At 67.9% G+C, this 20,305-nt stretch carries 13 protein-coding genes and 1 pseudogene; 8 read left to right on the top strand and 6 right to left on the bottom strand.

Features of this window, described 5'->3' with window-relative positions:
- From J7E91_RS30050 to J7E91_RS30055, 3 genes are all read left to right on the top strand, one after another.
- On the top strand, window positions 1-794 hold a 794-nt coding region (locus tag J7E91_RS30050; RefSeq protein WP_214909908.1), incomplete at its 5' end, for a hypothetical protein.
- Window positions 721-1,527 (top strand): transposase, encoded by an 807-nt coding sequence (locus tag J7E91_RS37420; protein ID WP_374224801.1) that lies wholly within the window; start codon window positions 721-723, stop codon window positions 1,525-1,527. The genes J7E91_RS30050 and J7E91_RS37420, both read left to right, overlap by 74 nt.
- A complete protein-coding gene (locus tag J7E91_RS30055) occupies window positions 1,496-3,550 on the top strand; it encodes a hypothetical protein (RefSeq protein WP_374224802.1) in 2,055 nt (684 codons plus the stop codon). The genes J7E91_RS37420 and J7E91_RS30055 overlap by 32 nt, the downstream gene beginning before the upstream one ends.
- Window positions 3,551-3,665: 115 nt before the next feature.
- Here the strand turns inward: J7E91_RS30055 and J7E91_RS36360 are convergent.
- Window positions 3,666-3,758, bottom strand: a pseudogene (locus tag J7E91_RS36360) (fructosamine kinase); the annotation flags it as partial.
- Window positions 3,759-5,113: 1,355 nt separating this feature from the next.
- Between J7E91_RS36360 and J7E91_RS37425 the strand changes: the two are divergent.
- Complete coding sequence (locus J7E91_RS37425) at window positions 5,114-5,971, top strand: NaeI family type II restriction endonuclease (RefSeq protein ID WP_374224803.1); 858 nt, start codon at window positions 5,114-5,116, stop codon at window positions 5,969-5,971.
- Window positions 5,972-6,289: 318 nt separating this feature from the next.
- Here the strand turns inward: J7E91_RS37425 and J7E91_RS30065 are convergent, their stop codons facing one another.
- From J7E91_RS30065 to J7E91_RS30080, 4 genes are all read right to left on the bottom strand, one after another.
- A complete protein-coding gene (locus tag J7E91_RS30065; protein ID WP_214909915.1) occupies window positions 6,290-7,120 on the bottom strand; it encodes a hypothetical protein in 831 nt (276 codons plus the stop codon).
- A 704-nt stretch (window positions 7,121-7,824) separates the two neighbouring features.
- Window positions 7,825-8,022: a hypothetical protein gene (locus J7E91_RS30070; RefSeq protein WP_214909916.1), complete on the bottom strand. Its 198-nt coding sequence runs from the start codon at window positions 8,020-8,022 to the stop codon at window positions 7,825-7,827.
- Window positions 8,019-8,615: a hypothetical protein gene (locus tag J7E91_RS30075; RefSeq protein ID WP_214909917.1), complete on the bottom strand. Its 597-nt coding sequence runs from the start codon at window positions 8,613-8,615 to the stop codon at window positions 8,019-8,021. The genes J7E91_RS30070 and J7E91_RS30075 overlap by 4 nt, the downstream gene beginning before the upstream one ends.
- Window positions 8,612-8,806: a hypothetical protein gene (locus J7E91_RS30080; RefSeq protein ID WP_214909918.1), complete on the bottom strand. Its 195-nt coding sequence runs from the start codon at window positions 8,804-8,806 to the stop codon at window positions 8,612-8,614. The genes J7E91_RS30075 and J7E91_RS30080 overlap by 4 nt, the downstream gene beginning before the upstream one ends.
- Window positions 8,807-9,833: 1,027 nt before the next feature.
- Between J7E91_RS30080 and J7E91_RS30085 the strand changes: the two genes are divergently transcribed.
- Window positions 9,834-11,957: an N-6 DNA methylase gene (locus J7E91_RS30085; RefSeq protein WP_308377503.1), complete on the top strand. Its 2,124-nt coding sequence runs from the start codon at window positions 9,834-9,836 to the stop codon at window positions 11,955-11,957.
- 71 nt (window positions 11,958-12,028) lie between these two features.
- Here J7E91_RS30085 and J7E91_RS30090 read toward each other — a convergent pair whose 3' ends face one another.
- Complete coding sequence (locus tag J7E91_RS30090) at window positions 12,029-13,474, bottom strand: serine/threonine-protein kinase (protein ID WP_214909920.1); 1,446 nt, start codon at window positions 13,472-13,474, stop codon at window positions 12,029-12,031.
- Window positions 13,475-13,814: 340 nt separating this feature from the next.
- On the opposite strand from J7E91_RS30090, the gene J7E91_RS30095 reads away from it, so the two are divergent.
- The 3 genes from J7E91_RS30095 (at window position 13,815) to J7E91_RS30105 (ending at window position 20,285) form a co-directional block, all read left to right on the top strand.
- Window positions 13,815-15,437: a PD-(D/E)XK nuclease family protein gene (locus tag J7E91_RS30095; protein WP_214909922.1), complete on the top strand. Its 1,623-nt coding sequence runs from the start codon at window positions 13,815-13,817 to the stop codon at window positions 15,435-15,437.
- Entirely contained in the window at window positions 15,434-16,627 is a 1,194-nt protein-coding gene (locus tag J7E91_RS30100) for a hypothetical protein (RefSeq protein ID WP_214909924.1), read from the top strand. Before J7E91_RS30095 ends, J7E91_RS30100 begins: the two co-directional genes overlap by 4 nt.
- A gap of 67 nt (window positions 16,628-16,694) precedes the next feature.
- Entirely contained in the window at window positions 16,695-20,285 is a 3,591-nt protein-coding gene (locus J7E91_RS30105) for a hypothetical protein (protein ID WP_308377504.1), read from the top strand.
- Window positions 20,286-20,305: the final 20 nt, after the last annotated feature.

Here is a 20,305-nt window from a genome sequence, read left to right on the forward strand (position 1 = left end):
GCGAACATCTCCACCGGGAACAGCGCACCGCGATGCTCGGCCAAGAACGCGAACACACTCCCTGCCGGGATCAACTCCCGGCAGGTTTCCCACACATCCGGCCCGACCGTCTCCCCGGCCCATTCCCCCATCACCACGAGAAAGAGTCTGGCCCCACCGCGCACGCGGCGGGGCCAGAACCCAAGATCTTCACGAGCCTTCTAGGCGACGCCGACCGTCTCAAGGCTATGGCCGGCTGCCAGAGCGAGTCACCAGCAGCCCGGCGTGACGGCTCGGGGGAGCGCAGGGGGGAACTCGACCGGCAGATCAGGATCAACAGGCAGGCCCTCGCCATCGCCCTCGGTGTGGCCGCGAAGGAAGTCGCCGCGCGCGATCTGGGCCTGGAGGAATCGGAGAAGGCGGTGGAGCGCCAGATTGCGCCGCTGCAGACCGAACTCGGCGTGCTGCTCGATGCCCGGAGGGAGCTGCGAACCCGGCTGGCGGCATCGGATGCGGCACGAGAGCAGTCCGCGCAACTGGTCGAGCTTGCGGCAACGACCCGACGGATGTGGAACGACCTTCCGCTGGAGCGTCAGAAAGAGCTCATGGCCACACTCGAGGTTGAGGTGACGTTCCTTGAACCGCCGCAGCAGGGGCGCAAGGGGCAGCGGTGCGCACTGGCTGCGGCGGTTCACCGACAGACGACTGAAGGTCCCTCTGCTGACCGACGAAAGCTGGGCGATGATCGAGCCGACGATCACCCACCGACCGCGAGGAGTCAGTCCGCGCTTGGTGATGACCGGAATCCTTTATAAGGCCCGCACCGGCACATCCTGGAGCGCTCTCCCCGATCTGTTCGGCTGTCCGTCGACGTTGCAGACCTATGCGGCCCGCTGGCGCGAGTCCGGCTTCTGGGAGAACGCCATGCGATCCCTCGTGGATGCCGAGGGCACACCACTACCTGCGTTGCCTGAGCTGGAAACCCGCATCGGGTGCTCCATCGATCCACTGAAGCTGCTGAACAGCGAGCAGCGCGGGAGTCTCAGTACCTCGCCGCTTCCGGACCACGGCATGGGGAGGGCGTTCAGGTTCCGGCAGAGCTGGAGCCCTGGTCTGAGTAAACGCGCCAATCAAGGACGGCCAGGGCAGAGCACCGGCCACAACCCCTTCTCAATCGGTTGCGACTGGAGACTGCTAGATGTCCACGCGACGTTGCAACAGGAACGACGGTGCACGGCTTGTCAGGGCGACAGGCCGCCGGAGTCCGGTCAGAGAACATCAGCCAGCCGAGGTATGAGGGCTGCAGCTCGGTCGCGGGTGGCAGGTGTCAATCACGGCGTCGGAGTGCGTACAAAAAACTCCTGTGCGCTGGCTCGCACACCTCTGCGATCATCCCCGAATGGCGCACAGTCTCGAATCGCTGGTCATCCGACACACCCACCGCCTCTCCTCCCCCAAGGGCTCCGCCGGGGAAGGAGCCACCGCCGCACGGCAGTTCGACGCGACGCTGACATCCGTGGGCTTCAAGCTCTCGGCGGAGCTGCTTGAGCGGCTGTCGGGGCTGACCGAGGCGGCGGTCGTGCACATCGCCAAGCGGACGCTGCGCACCGTGAGCGAGATGGTGGGCGACCACGTCCGGCACAACTCGTACTTCATCGACTTCCCGGCGAACGTGCCGGACACGGAAGAGTTCTGGATGCGGTGCGTGGCGAAGGCACTTGGCGACGACAAGTCGCGCGAGAACGTGCTGACGCAGCTGGCGCACGGGGTGCTGGACCTGCTCAGCCTTCCCACGTACGGCCGGTACCAGCACACTTACGAGGAGATGCTCGCGGCGCAGGACGAGCTGATCGCCTCGGCGGGTGACCGGGTGACCGTCCTGCACCTCGGGCGGGACCTGGACGACGAACTCACGGACCTGTATCTGGCCTTGGCGGGCAGCACGACCCCGCTGGGCGAGGACGACCTGCGCGATCTCAAGGCGCTCGCCGAGCGGTGCGCGCTCGGCCCCCAGCCGGAGTCGATCCCGGTACGGGAGAACCGGGCGGTCGTCAACGAGGCCCGTCTCGGCGTCGGCGCGGACCTCCTCCTCGACACCGTCACCGACGTGCTGCGGCTGGCCTGCGCACTGTCGGGCGGCGACGTGACGCTCCGTGAGCCGACCCGGTTCCGGGCGCTGTCACGGCCGGTCCGCCGTGCGCTGCTCGCGGGTCTCGACGCCGTGGTCGCGCCGAACCCTGCCAAGCTCGCCGATGTGCACGCGCATCGTGAGCCCTTCAAGCGGCTCGGCGAGCGTCTCCACCCGCACGAGCACCCGCGCTGGCCGCACGCCGCCGATGTCTTCGCCGTCGCGCGGGGCGAGAAGGAGGCGCGCTCCTTCGACAGCCGTGTCGAGAAGCTGCTCGACGAGTTCGACGTCCTCGGTGCGGTGCAGGTGCTGAAGTCGGCTCCCGGCAAGCTGTTCCGCGCCCTGGACCTCCTGCTGCGCATCGCTGCGGACCAGGAGGAACGGGACGCGGTGGTGGCCGCCGCGGTGCAGGTCGCTCCCGACGTCTCGGGCCGGGTCGTGCTCTCGGTGCGCGAGCACCTCCACAACCGGGAGCGGGAGACCGACGAACCCCGCATCTTCGTCAACCGCCGGGGCCGCGCCTGGGTGACCCCCGACGTCCGGCAGCCGGTACCGGCTGCCGACCGCGACCGTCTGATCGCCGCCCTTGACGCCGAGATGCGCCGTCGGCTCCCGGCGCCGGACCGGCTGCTGATCGCCCCCGACGTCCTGGACGTGGCGCTCCCGCTCAGCGGCAGGGCGACCACGTCCGGGCTCGGCGTACTGCCGCGAGGGTCGGTCTCGGCGGTCGACGGCGAACAACTGCGCTTTTTCGTGTACTGGAAGGAGGCCGAGGACCGGACAGACTATGACCTCTCAGCGCTGCTTCTCCACTCCGACTACAGCACCGACTCCTGGCTCTCCTACACGTCCCTCAAGGCAGTCGGGGGCGAGCACTCGGGCGACATCACCGAGGCGCCCGATGGGGCGTCGGAGTTCATCAACCTGTCCCTGGACCGGGTGCGCAGCACATTCATCGTGCCGCAGGTCAACATCTACGCCGGCGAAAGCTTCGAGGAAGTCGAGGAGTCCTTCTTCGGCTTCATGCTGCGCGACGGTGAGCAGAAGGGACGGCCGTTCGAGCCGCGCATGGTGCGGATGAAGTCGGAGCTGCGCGGAGTGGGCCGGGTGGCGCTGCCGCTGGTGTTCCGGCACGGGGACGACGGCCGGTGGCGTGCGAAGTGGCTGCACCTGTATCTGAAGGGCATCTCGTCGGCCAACCGGGTCGAGGAGAACCAGGTATCGGTGTCGAAGGTGGTGCGCGCCCTCGTGGAGCGCGAGCAGCTGACCGTGGGGTACCTGATCGACCTGATGTCCCGCGACACCACGGTCGTGGACCTGTGGGACGGCGAGCCGGTCCCAGGCGGGCCCGTGATGTACATCGGCCTCGAACGTCCCGAGGGGCTGCACCCGGACTCCCGGGTCATCACCCTCGCAAATCTACGCGACTTGATCCCGGGCTGAGTGCTAGCGTTGCCCACGGCGAGGCCATGAAGGGGCTTCCTTCTCAATTCCTTTTCTGAAAACAAGTTCTTTCGCTTTCCTCGCCCTCGACGTCGCTCCGGGGCGGTGCCCGCGCTCACCGCGCGAGCGCCGCCCGAGCCGTTTTCAGGGCCTGTTCCGCGTAGCCACGGCCGAAGAACACGGCGTGCACCAGCAGCTGGTGTCCGCCCTATCGAGGGCTCCGCCCTCGACGTGCTCCGGCCTCCCCTCCGCGCCCCTCTCCAGGGCGAGGCACTCCTTGGCCTGCGTCCCTCTCGGCGGGCGGGGCGGCGGGCGGCCGACCTGTGCGCCACGCCGAGTACAGGCCCGCCAGGGCGATGCTCACAGCGGCGAGAGACTCCGGTGACAACCCCATGGCCACCAGCGTGATCCCTGTCACGAGCACCATGACAAACGCGATGAGATCCAGTACGGGGGAGCGGCGGAGCGGTGACGGACGGCGCATGGGTACGAAATCCTCTCGGTGCGGGCTGTGGCGATCAGCTTCCCTCCTGACGTCCCCACGACCTAGCTTCTCTCAGTTCTATCTGAGAAAATGAGCTCCCTATCGAGAGAAATGAGAGAGGAATGGCTTCCCCACCTCAAGGTGGCGGACGGCCCGCCGCACCTCCGTCGTCGGGTTCGGAAGCCGTGGACGCACTGGTGTTGCTCCTGCGGGACGTACGCAGACAGGCGCGGCTCTCCGTTGAGGACGTCCACGAACTACTCAAGACCAGCAGACAGTTGGAAGGCCGACTGCCCGCAAGGTCCACGCTTTACCGCAAACTGAATGGCGTCGGGCTGAAGAACGAGCGCCGTCTGGTCGAGGCCATCGTCAGGATCTGCGTCCCCGACGAGCGGCGTGCCGACGCACTTAGGGAACGGGCCGTCGCCCTGCTGCACCAAGCCTGGTCGAAGGATGCCGAGCCGGTGCCGCCGCGGCTTGTGACGGCCTCGGACGACGGCGACTCCATGGCAGAAGTGGTCCGGGTCCAGCGGGAGTTGATTGACGTCCAGGTCCAGCTTGCCGCCGCGCTCCAGACTGCTGCCGAGGCGGAGAGGGAAGCCGCCCGTTCACGCGCGCTGGTGACCATGTTGCTGGCGCTCAGATCTGTGGGGACCACTGCGGCCGGAGGCACACCGGCCCCCGTCCCCGGGACCCCGGCCGACGTCGACTCCGGGACCGATCCCTCCGGGCTGCGGGCCCGCCTCGCGGCCGCCGAGGTCGAACGGGACCAGACCCGGCAAGCCGCACGTACCGCGCAACGGCGCCCGGCCGAGGATCCGCTCGCCGCCCATGCTGGCTCCGCAGGCCCTCACTCCGCTCGACCTCGTGAGTGGCCGACGACCCGTACCGACTCTGTCGACCATGCCACCCTGGCCGACACCCGCGCCCGCGGGACCGGTCGGGCGGTGCCGGACGCAACCGTTTCACCCGGCGAGCGGGGTGAGCAGCCGGGGGCGGTGGCCTTGTCGGATCGGCCGGCGCGGGATCCCGTCCGGGCTGTGGAGGAGGATCCCGAACTGGCTGAGGTCCTCGCTGAGATGCTGCGCCTGGACCGGGACGGCAGCCGCATGGGGTCCGTGATCGATGGCGCGGGCCGGCACCTGCTCGACCCTGCGCACACCGGCCGCTACCTCTGGTCTCAGCTCACCAAGGCCGAGAAGACCGTCTTCGGCACCGCCGTGTGCCAGCGCATGCAGCGTGAGTTGGGCCTCGCCGATGGGCTGCACCTTGACTTCATGGTGGCCGGGCACGAAGTCGACATGAAGTTCACCTTGGGCAGCAACTGGATGTTCCCGCCCGAACTTCAGGACGGCCTGTGCCTTGTCGTGAGCGCCGACGACGCAAACGGCCTGTGGAGCCTCGGCCTGTTGCGAGTGCGGCCCGAACTGATGCGCACGGGTGCCAACCGAGACGGGAAGCGCGGGCTGAGCGCGCGGGGCCGGGAGGCGATCCACTGGATCTACCGCCACCTTCAGCTGCCCGAACATGCCTTGCGCCGGTTGCCTGCTGACACCGTGGACGCGATCTTTGCCAAGCGCTCAGCGCAGGCACGCACCGAGGAGCTGTTTCTGCGGGCCCAACTGACCGCGATTACCACGGCGGACCTCTCCGCCGTGACCATGCAGACCGACGGCATCAAGCGAGCACGGGAAGCACGGCGCAGGCTCGCCGACCAGGGCGTGCTCATTCTGAACGGCATCCACCCCCGCGACGCCGAGTGGGCCTCGGGCCTCGGCCTACCCGTCCCTGGGCCGAGCATGTGGATGAGCGTCCGACTCTCCCCCGCACCACCCCAGAGCGACGGCAGACCTACGATCACGCTCGATGGCGCCCCGTGGTGCGTGGCCAGCCCGGACGATCCAGAGACCCCTCTGCCCTTGTCCGCCCTCGCCTGACCGGCGCTGCTGCGCCAGAACTGCCAAGAATCAGGGTCTGGGAGCCGGGTAAATGACGCTCGGCCGACCCGCGACCCTGCGGCACGGCAGAGACAGCGAAGCTGACCGGCCTGGCAGCAGCAAGCCAGAACGCCCCGGCTGAAGGTGGGCTTGATTCGCTTTGGCGGGCACCCGAGGTCAGGGGTTCTGCCCCGGGAGGATGTCCATCTTCGTGGCAGGCTGCTGGATAGCCTCGTCGTCGAACTGATCCAACTCGACTCGAAGACGCTCTGCCTCGGCCTCGGCTTTTCGCAACCGCCGCTGCTCCAAGGTGGACCGCTATGGCGTAGGTGCGATGCTCACCGACTTCTCCGGCTTTCGCTGCCGGGGAATGAGCCATCCGGTTCGTTCGTAGGCCAAGATCAGTCGGGCTTGAGTACAGGTGTAACAGAGTGTCTCCGGCCGCGGTGTCGGCCAGCCGTCTGCAAGCATTCGTCTGGTGTGCTCCTGATCCCGCTCGCTCTGCAGTTCCGGGTTCTCGAGCCATACGTGCTCGAATTCGGCGGACATTTGCTGCATCCTCTTCGGAGCTGCTCGATGAGGCCCAGAAGCGGGCACCCAGTCCAGTTCCGGGGCGATGGCCTCGGTGACGTGACCACAGGCCAGTGTCACCGTCCAGAATGCAGACGTATGTGGCTCGTCGTGACGGATCACCGACCACACGTGGGGTTCCATATATTCCGGTGGCTCAAAAGGGTCGGCGGGAAAGTTCACCTCCTTGCGCTCTCCCCACTCGATGATGTCGCGATACGGCTCGGGCGGCGAATCGTCGTGCCAGCAGATCATCTGCCCCGGAGGAAGCCGCGAGTTGTGAACGGGTTCGTCCCACTGCATCTCGTTCGGCGGAACACCGTCTTCGCGAGTGATGACCTCAGTGATGCAGCCGCAGTCAAGCTGGACACGCCAGCGGAAGGCGCGTGTCAAGTCCGGTACCGAGAACACCCAAAGCACTCGTGGGATGCGCTTGCGCATTTCGGCGGTCTCCGCCTCGCACTCCTGCAGCACCTCATCGCGCGGTCTGGCCTTGCCAGGGAGCTGCTGCAACGAAGGAGCGCTCGTCGTCCTGTCCGGTAAGAGGAGCCGTCGATTGTTGGTAGAAGAGTCAACCATGGCTTCTCCTCGGTACCCAGTCGGTGCTGCCGTTCAGTGCTCGAGAGAGCAGGCCGTGAGCGACCGGTGGTGAGGCTACAGATCCAGGCAGTGCGCCGCCGGCGGCGTATCGCCGGTTCGCCCACAGGAGTGATGTCTCGCGGTGGATTGTCTTCTTGCGGAGCCTACGAACACCTCCAGCCGTAGTTGTGTTCCTACGGACCAGGGCTTTAGCGCCCCAGATCGGGCTTCAGTTCCTCGGTCTGATCAGGGCTACGTACAACACGTGGCGGCGAGGGAACCGCTGCCCACATGGGGCGTGCCTGCGTGTGAGAGAGCGAAGAGCGACCCGGGACTTCGGCGATTGTGTTACGCGCGCTCGTTCATTGCATAGGTTCCAGGCCCAGGCCACGGGTGACTTCGCCCCGTGAGTCGGAGTGTCACGTGATGGGCTTCAGTTCACCTGTGCGATAGGCGCCCATGACGAGGTCTATGTTTCGGCACGGAAGGCGACTTCGGTGGCCGCGTTCACCGACAGGCCCACTGCGCCGAGCAAGGTCATGGCCTCATCGAACAACGGATCGCCCGGAGCTGTGCACGCTGGTCGTCGGTGAGCGGTAGCGCTTGGTCGACGACGTGGAAGGCCCGCGCCCAGTAGCCGTAGGCGGGCTGGGCCCCCGGGCAGCCGAGGGTATCCTCGGCTGCCGAAGCGCTCGTTATGGCGGTCATGACTTGGCCTTGCAGCGCTCGCGGGCGATGATCTGCAAGATCCAGTCGAAGACGGCGTCGGGGTCGCCGGACTCCTTGATTCGGTCGCCGACGGCGTCGAGGCATTCGCCGACGGCCGGATCGCAGTTCTGCTTGGCGTACTCGATGTCGGCGAGTGCGCGGGCCACGGCCGCGCTCTGGGTGGCGGTCGTCATGCTGGCCCCTCCGCCCGCGGAGCGGTCATCTCGGCGCGCATGGCTCGGAGTCCGTCCAGGAAGTCGGCGAGATTGTCGATCACGGAGTCAAACTCGGCCGCGTTCAGGAGGACGCCGTCCCCGCCGGAGTTGAAGGACACGCTCGGCCTCTCGTCGACGAGGTTCTCGTCCGATCCGAGTTGTGCGGACAGCAGCTCGTCACGGTGCACGCGCATGCCTGCGGGGATGGACAGGCGGAGCTCGGCGCCGATGTGCTCGGTGAGGATCACGCCGTCGTCGTAGCGGTGGCTGATGCAGGCGGATGGGACGCACCACGGGTAATGACGGGGCTCGGCAGGCGGGGGCTCGTCTCCCTCCAGGTGGGTGATGAGGCCGCGGACTACGTTCACGCGCATGTCAGGGTCTTGGTCGGCCGGGACGACGACGAGGTGGCGACCATCCCGCAGGGCCAGATAATGGGCGTGGGACTTGTCGCGGAGGCACTGGTCGAGACTGGTGGTGTCCTCCACGAGTTGCAGGTTGTACTCGGCGGCCAGGGCATGGAGGGCGCAGCCTGGGGTGGGGACGAGATCGGTCATCGTGGCGGGGGTCATGCCGGTACCTCGCCCTCGCCGCACTTCGCCAGGACGCGGCGGACGGCGGCCGTAGGGATGAAACTGGACTGGTCGCCGTTGGCGAGCCGGATTCGGCCGCCCGTCTCCTCCCGGCGGGTGGGCAGGCTGCCGATGGCAGCCACCATGCGCAGGGGCTTGACGGAGACGAGTGAGCAGTAGTCAGCGGGCACGGCTGGGAGGCGCTGATCGCTCGGGTGCGGCGTAGCCGTTGACACTTTGGTCTGTACTTTGGGGTTCACGAATGCGTCCGATCTGTCTATCTAGCGATGGGTGTGCTGGGGTACCTGATGGGAGCGGTCGGCTGAACTCCTGCTCAGCGCGGTGCGCGAACACCGGATCCGGTGATGGCTTCTGTCTTGTCCGCGTAGTCGCCCTAGTAAGGGCGATAGAGGGGTATACCCCTCTATCGAGGGATTCTGTGTCAACGTGAGCAAGGCGAGCTTCGCCTCGAAGGAGACAGATCAGTAGCTTCATGGCTGTTAGGAGGGGATGCCGTGATGTCGGTTTCCATACTTGAGCCCCGGCCTTCGTCCTCGCCTTCACTCCGGCGGTGACGAAGCCGCCAGGGTCTCGTCCAGTTCCGGGTGCCTTCAGCCCCAGGCGAGTTGCCCGGTGGGTGTCTGGCCGCGTGGGGTCGGCATGGTGGACGTGGCGTGGGTGATGCGGTGGGAAGGACCTGGCTGGCTCCTCCGGCCCCGTCCTGCTCGTCGACGACTACACCGATTCCGGCTGGACCGTCGCAGTCTCCGCCCGCCTGCTCCGCAAGGCAGGCAGCGAACAGGTCCTTCCGATGGTCCTCGCTGTGGCGGGCTGAGCTTCCCCACTCTGTGAGTGCGACGCCGGCGTTGACGTGGTCGAGCGCCGCGGCGGCTGTCGTCTCGCGCTCGAACCGGAGCTTGAGCCGCGCGGCCGGCGGGATCGTCGAGCACCCGAGGCGGAGGTCTTCGCGGGCACCCGGCGCAGCAGATGCTGGCCGAGACCGCGCCAGACCTGCCCATGGGGTCATGGGCCAGAGGCTTCTCAAAGGCGTAGCGCTCGCCGAGGACGGTTCCGTGCTCGATGCCTCCCCTGATCGGCGCTTCTGGCCGCCCGTGTAGGGGCGGCGGGAGCAGAAGAACGCTGAATCGACGAAATGCCTGTGAACTCAGTCAATGATTGACTTGGTGTAGAGTGGCTGAGATACGGTGATGGCGTCCCGTGCCGATCCGTCTGAAAATCGCCCCCCGCTCGGAGAAGCACATGCCAGACTCCATCGTCGCGCCCGTCACCCTGGCGGGAATCGCACGCATCGCGGGTGTTGGCCGAGCCGCGGTAAGTAACTGGCGGCGCCGCCACGACTCGTTCCCAACGCCGGTCGGCGGAACGGACACCAGCCCGCAGTTCTCCCTAGCCGATGTCGAACGATGGCTGTACGCCCATGGGAAGATCGAGGGGATCAGGCTGCGTGAGCGGCTGTGGCCGCACTACGAGGCGCTGGGGGAGCGTGCGGTCATGGGTGCGGCACTCGCGGAAGCCGGCCGCCGCCTTCTCGCCGCGGAAGGCGCGGACCCGGCACTGCCCGAACAGTCCTTCCTGCCAGAAGAGGCCGCCCGTGTGGTGGACGAGACGGTCGATGCCGCACGCCACGAAGGAGGCCGCGAGACCTTCGACTTCCTGCTTTCACGTTGGCTCGATGCCCATGTGCGGCAGGTCAGCACCACTCCGGCCCCACTCGCTCGGCTGATGGCAGACATTGCTCTGGCCGTCGGGGCCGGAGGCTCGGGGGGCATGGATGCGCGGACGACCGTCCTCGACCCCGCATGTGGCGTTGGTGGGCTGCTCCTGGCTGCCGGTGAGGGCATGGAGGGGCGGGGGGCCAAGGCCAACTCCACGGCTCCGGCGCTCCTCGGGACCGAACTCGACCCGGTGCTTGCCGCGCTGGCAGCCGTCCGGCTGGGCTTTGCCCGCGCAGGCGTGGGAGGGGTGGGCACGGAGATCAGAGCGGGAGACTCGCTCCGCGCAGACCCGCACGGTGTCGTGCGGGCCGACGTCGTCCTGTGCAATCCCCCATTCAACGCGCGCGACTGGGGTCATGAGGAACTGGCCACCGACCCCCGCTGGGTCTACGGCCTGCCGCCGAGGACAGAGCCCGAACTGGCTTGGATCGAGCATGCACTGGCTCGCCTGGCACCTGGGGGTGTGGCCGTACTCCTGTTGCCGCCGGCGGTGGCCTCCCGGCGTGCGGGCAGGCGCATCCGCGGGGCGTTGCTGCGCACGGGCGCGCTGCGGGGAGTCGTCGCGCTGCCAGCTGGAGCCGCGCAACCGCATAGCGTTTCACTCCAGTTGTGGATTCTCCGGGCGCCCGCCTCCGACGGCGGGACGGCTCCGAGTGAGCGGCTGTTCCTGCTCGACGCGGCGACCTCGCAGGGCACGGTCCGGGGAGCTCAGGGTATCGACTGGCCACGGTTGAGCGGTCAGGTCCTCGACGCTGTACAGGCCCACTCCTGGTCCGAGGGTCAGCAGGCGGGAGCGGGGGAGCGGCTACCTGAAGGGTGCGTCACCGTCCCCGTGATGGACCTGCTCGACGAGCAGACGGATCTCACGCCCGCGCGCTACGTGCCGGAGACGGCCATGGAGGCCCAGGTAAAGCTCCATGACTCCTGGGGGCGCCTGGACGGTTTGCTCGACGAGGTGCGCGGTCATTCCCGTACCCTCACCACGATCGACCTGTCGGGGGGCGGCGATGCCGCATCCACGGTTATGGTCTCGGACCTGGACCGCGCCCACGCGCTCAAGCTGCGGCAGGGGCAGACGCTTCCAGGCGAGCTCCTGCACGGCGATGCACTTCCGGACGGTGCAGTGCCAGTCCTGAGCATTCCCGACCTGGTACAGGGAAGGGGGCCGGGCGGCTGGCTTGCCGGGGCCGTGGTGGAGAAGGGTGCCAGAACCGGCGCGCTCACCGTGGCCGAGCCCGGAGACGTTGTCGTGGTGGGCGTCGAACGGGCCTATCGCGTATGGGTCCAGGTGGACACGCCCCTGGTGCTCGGGCCTCAGATGTACGCGCTGCACCCGGACCCCGAACTGCTCGACGCCTGGTTTCTCGCGGGCTGCCTGCGAGCTCCGGCCAACGCGCGGCAGGCCGGCTCACACACCTCCAGTTCGGCCCGCATCGACGTACGTAAATTGCAGGTACTCCAGCTTTCTCTCACCGAACAGCGGCCTTACGCGGCGGCCTTCAGGGAACTGCTTGCACTGGAGGAGTCACTTCGCTCCCTTGCGGCGGTGGGTGAGGGCCTTGTCCGGGGCCTCGGGGACGGGCTCGCGGCGGGAAGGCTGCACTGATCGCCCGGTGAGCCTGCCGGTCCCGCATCATCCAAGCGAGTGCGGAGGGGCACCCGCGCCAGATCGTCCGCCTACATCTCGTAGCCCAGCTCGTCGAGCTCGATACCGACGTCGTGGCATCGCTCTGCCAGCACCTGGGCGCGAGGGCCGGTGACGCGGGGCAGCTCTTCAAGCGCCATGGCCAGCGCCGATGCCGCAGGGAGCAGGTCACCGAACGGGATACGGCACTCCGCCGCGCCGAGCGTGCCTTCCAGGTAGTCGGCCAAATCGTTCGGGCTCACGCTGCCCTCCGCCCGCAGGGCCAGATCCTCGTAGAGCGCGATCGCCTCCTTGCAGCGCCCGGCAATGCGCATGCCGTTCGCGGCCACGCGGAGGGCCGCCCGGACCCCTGGGTCAAAGGCGCCCCAGTCCCGGCGGGCGGCCGGCAGCAGCTCCACCAGTTTGTCGACCGCGCTCGCTGGCTCACCGACATCGATCTCGGTCTCGGCCTCGGCCGTGAGTTCCTGAAACACCCTGCGGCTGAGGAACCCGGAAGCGCGGTGCCTCCTGTTTGGCCTGGTCACGATCGCCGGTGCCGCAGGCGCGGCGGGCAGGTCGTACTCAGCCGGCAGGCGCAACGGACGCGTAGGGTCCGGCTCCAACCGAGGGGAAGGCGCGGCGTCACCCGGGCGGGGCGCGTACTTCCGCAGCACCTCCGCGACCGCGCGGGCGTCAACCGGCCGGTCCTCCGGCTCCTTCGCCAGCAACTTCAGCACCAGAGCTTCCAGCTCCGCCGGGATGTGCCCGACGTGGCAGGTCGGCGGGATCGGAGCGTCCTTGACGTGCTGGTGCTTCAGGCCGTCCCCGGAGAATGGCGGGTGGCCGGTCAGCAGGTGGTAGAGGATGCAACCCAGCGCGTATAGGTCGGTCTTCGGGGTGATCTGGCGTTCCAGGATCTGTTCCGGGGCCTCGTACCCCCTGCTGCCCACAGTGGAACCGTGCTGGGTGTAGTCCGTGACGCCGGGCCAGAGTGGCTTGGCGATGCCGAAGTCGATGAGGACGACCACACCGCTCTCGTCGATGATCAAGTTGTACGGCTTGAGATCACGGTGCACGACCGGAACGTCATGGGCGCAGGCTAGCGCCTCGGCGATCTGGACTCCGATGGCTGCGGCGACGCCGACGGTGGGGGTGTACTGGTCCAGGAAGCGGTGCAGGGGCTTGCCGTCGACGAAGCGCATGACGAGGTAGGGCTCGGTGCCGTGGGATCCCTGGTCGTACAACTCGGGAATGCTCCTGTTGCGCATGCGTCCGAGAAGTGCGCCCTCGCGCCGGAACCGGCCACGCATCCGCCCCAGCTCCTCGTGTGCCTCGTCTTCGTCCAGTGAGTCCAGAAGATCGCTGTTCGTGCGCAGGCACTTGACGGCCACCAGCCTCTCGTCCCGCAGGTCCTCCGCCTGCCAGACCACAGCCATGCCGCCACTGCCCAGGTGCTTGCGCAGCTTGTACCGGCCGCCCAGCACGTCGTCCTTCTTCATGCCGCCCCTTGCCTCCGAAGCGTCCCTCGTCCGTCACGAAGAGAGGCGCGACGGTGATGGGTTTTCGGTTCCGCCGGACCGTTGCGTGGCGGATGCGCCCAGTGTAAAGCGATCGAGAGTGATTTCGTGCATGGACTGAGTTCACAGGTGTCATGTGTCATGCTGGAGTCACCCGGCACGCGGCAAGCCGCTCTCGATGGTGTCGCGTCGGGCCGCCCTGCCGTACCGCTTGGAGGAGCACATGAGTAACTGGCCGCGCCCCGCCGGAACCAGCGGTGACGCCAGGTTGGTACGTATGAACCTCGGCGCTGCGCGGCTCGACCCACGAGACTGCCCGACGATGCGCAGCAGCGACGCCCGCCCGATGTTGATCGCAGATCCCGAACCGCCCGAACTCGTCGAAAAATTTCAGGACTTCACTCTCAAGGTCTTTATGGATGCGCTCGACCTGATTGAACACGAGCGTAACGATCCGGAGTGGGTAATCGGAGAACTCTGGCGCACGAAGGGAACGTTCGGGCGCTACCGTCGTCGCGCGTCGCACCCTCTGCTCCTGTCCTGGTCGGCCGAAGCGGTCCGGCGTTATCTGGAGGCCAGGGCGGCGGACCAACACGCCCGCCAGGCAGCCGGCCTCACGCTCACCGTCCCGGTCCGTGACACCTGGGTGGTTGGCAAGGACCCCGGGCCGGTCGACGCCCGGGGCGCGGACACCTATGAGATGACCGCCTGGGGACGCCGCTACGCGGCCGTCGACGGCTCCACCAGGGATCTGTGGCTGCTCACCTTTGGCGCTGCCAAGGACGATCGCCCTGAGGGGGAGAAAGCTGCAGCCGCGTACGTCGCGGCCCGGGGGCGTCCGGCGGGCGGGGGCTGGCGGAAGCGACACACTCCAGTCCCCTTCGACAAGCTTCCGCCGTTCCGCACCAACCTGCCCACGCAGGTCAGGGTCATCGAATTCGGCTGTGGAGATGGAAAGCGCAAGGAGCTGCTCGACTGGAACAGGCAGCAGGCGCGGCAGCACTTTACGGCGGAGGCGTGGCCCGCGCTCCTCCAAGCCATCGACGGCACCGGGGCTCGCCCTGGATCCGGCTGCGTCGACTGCAAGGCGATGACCGGCTGCGACACCCTCCCGCGCACCCCGGAACTGCTGCGGATCACACCACCGAAACCCCGGCGGCCCCGGCGCAGCGCCTCGGTCACCGATTTGCGCGCCTACCGGGACTGCCCGGCGAAATACCACGTGACCCGACAGCTCAAACTGCGCTCCTCGAAACCCGAGAACCCGGAAGTGCGACGCGGCCGCGTAGTTGACGACATCCTGAACCAGCGGCACGGCAGCAAGCCCTACCGGAGCTGTGAGGCGCTCTCCGGTCCGGCGGACCCGGCGTCCTGGGGCGCGGGCGGCCTGCACTTGAGCGGACAGGAAGCACTCGACGGCGCCGCCATGCTCGAACAGCACGCCTTCTACTGCCCGCTGGACGGCCTTGCTGCAGAGGAAGAGGTGCGTGTGCAGTACCAGGCGGTCTGCTACGACCCCGAACTCGATCTCGTCCTGATAGCCACCCCCGATCTGCTCCACACTCGTCGCGGGGGCTGGATCTGGCGGGAGACCAAGACCGCGAGCGGGTACCTCTACGAGGGGGAGCCGCTGTTGAAGCGCTACCCCCAGCTGGCACTCGGCGTATTAATGCTGGCCGCCGGGGTCCTGGGCGGTGACGTCGTGCGCTCCAGGGTGGAGCTCGAACTGCTGCACACCGACGACGTGACCTTTGAGGAGCTGGACCCTTCGCGCCCGGCGACCGTCGATGAGGCGAGAGAGGTGATTGCGCAACTTGCCCAGCCCTGGGTCCGGGATCAGGACTACCCGACCACTCCAGGCCGGCACTGCGGCAGCTGCGAAGCCCTCGAATGGTGTCACCCGGGAATTGAACATATCGCCACGACGGAGCAGGAGACTCGATGACCACCGCCTCTGATGCCCACGCAGCTCAGCGCGGCGACTGGTTCGACTTCCCCGACGTACGGCTCGTCCGTACTCTGGCCGGCGCGGTAATCCAGCTCGCCGACCTCGGATCGCTCTCCTCCTTCAGGCTGCCCTACCCGGCCGAAGCCCAGCGCGCCCTCGACCGGACCGTCCTCGCCTGCCTCCTCAGAGGCGTCGAGGAGATCCCCCGCAGCCTCCCAGAACTGCTGTTCTGGTGCCACAGCCGCCCCCTGGAGGACTGGCCCCTCGACCTGCCGCCGGATGCCTTCGGGCCGGATGACTACCTGGTGGACCCCGAGGCACTGGTCCCCACCCAGCTGTGCCACGAGTGGTGGATCAGAGGCAAGGACGCCGGTGCCGCCCAATTCGACCGGGAGGTCATCCATACGGCGATGCGCCTGTGCCGCAAGGCGTCGTCGCCCGAGTCCTACGTAGCATTCCGGAGGCTCCTGGTGGAACGCCCGGTGCTCACCGGAGTCGAACGGTTCGAGACTGAGACCGACCTGTTCCTTGCCCCCGTGCAAGAACTCCTGGACCAGTGCTACGCGGCGGTCCCGGCCTCCTATGAAGACGAAGGAGCCTACGTCACCTGCGGTCGCTGTCTGACCCTGCTCACTCCGGTCGCGGGCGGCGCATCGTGGTGGTGCGAACGGGATCGATGCCGCCGACGGGGCGCGCCGCCGCACGGGCGGACCTTGGCCGGAGCGGACGCTGCCGGCTTGCTGCAACTCGTGCGACCGCTCAGGCAGTTCGTCACCAGCCCCGGGCGCGCCGAGGCCGAACTGGAGGCCAGGCTGAGCGCGCTCGGACTTGAAGTCCAGCTCTGGCCGGGCTTCGACGCCTACGACTTGCGCGTGACCTTCCCCGACGGGCACGTCTGGGCCATCGATGTCAAGGACTGGAAACATCCGGGTCTGCTCGGCCGTGCTGCGAAACCCGTCCGACCGGAGCCGCCCTACGACGAGTCGTGCTGGGTGGTCCCCCGAGAACAGGCCGAAGCCCATCGCGACTACCTCGGCACGTACCGGCGAAACCGGCCTGCCACGGCCGAGGGCCTGCTCCTGCTCACCGACGACCGGCTCGTCGCACTCGCCTCCGCCCGGCTCCGAGGGGAAGGCGGCCCTCACCTGATGGACTCCACACCGACGAACGGATCGCCCCGTGCGTAACAGCAGCGAGTGGTACCAGCCACTGGCTAAAGCCCTGGAGCCGGTCTGGCCCCAAGAGCATCAGGATGTGAAGCCCTCCCTGCTCTGCCAGGTGGAGCTCGGCCTCTACCTGATGGAAACCCTCGACCCGTCCCGCGACGCCCGAGGCGTCTACACCCTCTTGGGCGGCTACCCCTTCGCCGTAGCCGCGGGCCTCGTGACCACGCCGGCCCAGCGCGACCAGCTGGACGTGGCGCGCCACCTTCTGTGGAAGTTGCGCCGCCGACGCATGTGGCACCAGTGCCTGGAGACATATGCCCAGCTACCCGAACGACTCCGTGGATACCGACTGCCCGAAGGGGGAGGGCCGGCGCGGCGGGTCGAGCCGACGGTCGCAGGCGACCGCTTCGGCAAGTTCGATCGTGCGCTGTCCAGGCTTCCAGACTTCGACCAGCGCTTGCTGCCGCATGCCCCCGCGGGCCAGGCCCGGTTCACCGAGCGACACCGGCCGGCCTCCGTGACCATCCCCGAGCAGTTGTGCTTCCCTCCGGCGATCGGCCACGACCTGAGCCGGGTCCCGGGCACCGCCGGCCGGCCCCTGGACATCCCACTGGCCGAACTCGCCGAAACGGCACGCTGGATGGAGGAGGCCGAGACCGCTGGTGGTCTCCCCTCCGGGAAGTGGGTGCGACGCCTGGCGGATCTGCAGCTCGATGTCCTGTCCACCGACGGGCTGCGCTTCGAGAAGACGACAACACTGCGCCTGGACCAGCTGCTCCACCTGGTCGGCATGGTGGGTGCGGGGAAGAGCACCCTGATGAATCTCATCGCCGTCTGGGCTGCGCGCAAGGGATTGCGTACCACTCTGGTCGTCGGTGATGTCGCCGAACAGCTCACCTTGGTCGGCCAGTTCCGGGAGCTGGGGCTGAAGGCCGCCCCCGTCATTGGCGGCACCACCCGCGAGCAGCACGCGTCCCGGCTGCACCGCCGACTCGCCGCACGCGGTCAAGCCTCCCTTCTCCAGCACGACGATCCGGCCTTCGACGACCTGAGCACGGTGTGCGTCCTCGACGCACAGCGCGGACTGGAAGCCGCCGAACCCCTGCGCTATGTCGACGCCCCCTGCACGGAACTGCGCCCGGTCAAGAAGCCCGGTCCGACCGCCGCCGAGAACATCCCGATGCCCGTGTACCGGCACGACGAATCCGCGCGGCAGAGAGAGGAAGGCGCAGGGGCAACGGAGCCTGAGACCTCCCGGTCCGACCACGGCTGTCCGGTGTGGAGCGTCTGCCCCCGACACGCCACCGACCGAGAGCTGGTCGACGCCTTGATCTGGGTGGCCAACCCCGCCAGCTTGCTGCAGAGCGCCGTCCCGAACCACCTCAACGCGGAACGTCTGAGGCACCTCGAACTCGCCTGCCTACGCAGCGACATCGTCATCGTCGACGAAGCGGACCGCGTACAGATGCAGCTCGACACCGCCTTCGCCCCGTCCGCGACGCTGATCGTGCGAGGCCCGGAATCCTGGCTCGACCGGCTCGGCATTCACAAGATCGATGAATTGGCCCGGCAGGGCCGACTTCCCCTCTCGGCACGCGACGTCGAACGATGGTCGGCCTCCCTAGACCTCGTGCACATCGCCGCCAACCGCCTTTACCGCAGGCTGATCACCGAGGACGACCTCCGTGAGTGGGCCGACATCGAATACTTCAGCGCCTGGACCCTCCAGGAGAAACTGATCAATGAGTGGTACCCGCGGCCGCACGTCGATGGATCCGTCCTAGACGGGATCTCTTCCGACACTGAGGTGTACGACTCCGACGGCGACTCCGACGGTCTCGCCTCACCGCGCACCCCGGGCACGGCAGCGTGGGACGCACGCCGCAGCGAGGTGACCCAGGCCCTCGATGCCTTCCGTGACGACCCACTCGGTGATCGCGGCCCGCACGGTGAACTCACCGACAGCCTGATCCGCAGGGCCGGAGATCTCCTGCACAACCTCGACCAGGCGGCGACCAGCCAGCGTGTCCGCTCCGTCCTCGATGTCTTGCTCACAGGGTCGCCCATCATGGACGGTTCACTGCAACAAGAGGCACCGGGGCCGGGGAAGCCCGACCGGGACCCCGTGGATTCCTGGGGGACCGAGCCCTGGCTGGAACGGGCCACACGGCGCCTCGAGTTCACCCTGGTACTGGCCGCACTGCATCAGCGCCTCGAACGCGTCACTTTCCTGTGGCCGCAGGCCGAGGCGGCCCTCCACCTGGACACCGCCGACAACGAACTCTCCCGCAGACCGCCCCTGGACTACGCACCGGTCGTGCCGGAAGCCCCCATGGGTAACGTCCTCGGATTCCAGTACCTGCCCGAAGACCCGGAGCGAGGGCCGGAAGGCGACGAGCACCGCAGCGGCACCCTCCGCTTCTTCCGATGCGCCGGCGTCGGCCGGGAACTCCTGCTCAACCTTCCCGCCCTGGGGGCCGACCCCGCCGCGGGCCGACCGGGACCACACGTGGTGCTCATGTCGGGCACCAGCTGGGCCGGTACATCGACCCGCGCACACGTCATGGCTCCAGTCAAGGCGATCCTCAAACCCCACCAGGCCGCCGTCGACTCCATCCGGCAGACCCGCTTCACCACGCTGTTCCTCTACGACGGCGAAGGAACCCCGCTCACCCTCTCCGGAGCCAAACTCGACACCCGCGAACGGGTTCTGGCCCAGATGGTCACCCAACTCGGGAAGTCGGCCCCAGGCAGCACATCGCTCTTGGACCGGGAACTCCGGCAGATCGAGGACGGCGAACGCCGGCGGGCATTGCTCCTGGTCGGTAGCTACCACGACGCCAGGACGGCCGCCGACCTCCTTGAACGCATGCCCCGTTGGCGTGGCAAAGTCCGCGTCCTGGCCTCCGACAAGGCAGAGCTCGACCACACCGGCCCCGGTGACTCGGCCACGGACGACTTCACCAGCGCCTCCGCCGTACGACGAGGCGACCTGGCAGCCTTCGCCAAGGACGAGGACGCCGAAGTCCTGGTTGCCCCACTGATGGCGATCGAGCGCGGTCACAACATCCTCAACCAGAGCCACAAGGCCGCCTTCGGGACGGTGCTCTTCCTCGCCCGTCCCCACCCGCGCCCCGACGACCTCTCTCTGGCCGTCTTCGCCGTCAACGACTGGGTCACCAGGTTCGTCCGCGACCAACCGGATCCCGAAGCGGGAACCTTTGGCAAGCTCGTAGCCGACGCTGCGGACCTGGACGCCGCTGGGCTCGGCTTCCGGCTCGCCGCCCGGAAGGAATGGCGCCGCCTGCTCTCCCGGCGTTACATCTACTCCCGGCTGAGCGACGCAGAGAAGACGTCCTTCGCCTGGGACCAACTCGTCACCATCTGGCAGGTCATCGGCCGTCTGGTGCGAGGCGGAGTGCCCGCACGCGTCGTGTTCGTCGACGCAGCCTTCGCCCCCGCCCTTGCCGAGGCAGGGGCACCGCCCGCCGCCGCGACCCGGAGCGGACGCAGGCGCAACGACGACGGTCTGCTCATCAAACTCCGTGACGTCCTCGCGCCCTACTTCGACTACGAGACCGCCCCCGAATCGTTTCCCGACCCCGCCGACCCCGCCCTGGTGCGCACGCTCTACCACCCCCTCTACGACGCCCTGTGCGGCCTGAGCGCCGGAAACTGACCCCCGAGAACCGAAGGAGA

The organism is Streptomyces sp. ISL-99 (assembly GCF_018614005.1).
Taxonomy (GTDB): Bacteria; Actinomycetota; Actinomycetes; order Streptomycetales; family Streptomycetaceae; genus Streptomyces; species Streptomyces flavidovirens.

Excerpts from the sequence above, each read along its gene's own strand:
- J7E91_RS37420 (WP_374224801.1), top strand. The coding sequence starts at position 721 with ATGATCGAGCCGACGATCACCCACCGACCGCGAGGAGTCAGTCCGCGC.
- J7E91_RS37425 (WP_374224803.1), top strand. The coding sequence starts at position 5,114 with ATGCTGCGCCTGGACCGGGACGGCAGCCGCATGGGGTCCGTGATCGAT.
- J7E91_RS30065 (WP_214909915.1), bottom strand. The coding sequence starts at position 7,120 with ATGGTTGACTCTTCTACCAACAATCGACGGCTCCTCTTACCGGACAGG.
- J7E91_RS30070 (WP_214909916.1), bottom strand. The coding sequence starts at position 8,022 with ATGACGACCGCCACCCAGAGCGCGGCCGTGGCCCGCGCACTCGCCGAC.
- J7E91_RS30075 (WP_214909917.1), bottom strand. The coding sequence starts at position 8,615 with ATGACCCCCGCCACGATGACCGATCTCGTCCCCACCCCAGGCTGCGCC.
- J7E91_RS30090 (WP_214909920.1), bottom strand. The coding sequence starts at position 13,474 with ATGAAGAAGGACGACGTGCTGGGCGGCCGGTACAAGCTGCGCAAGCAC.
- J7E91_RS30095 (WP_214909922.1), top strand. The coding sequence starts at position 13,815 with ATGCGCAGCAGCGACGCCCGCCCGATGTTGATCGCAGATCCCGAACCG.
- J7E91_RS30100 (WP_214909924.1), top strand. The coding sequence starts at position 15,434 with ATGACCACCGCCTCTGATGCCCACGCAGCTCAGCGCGGCGACTGGTTC.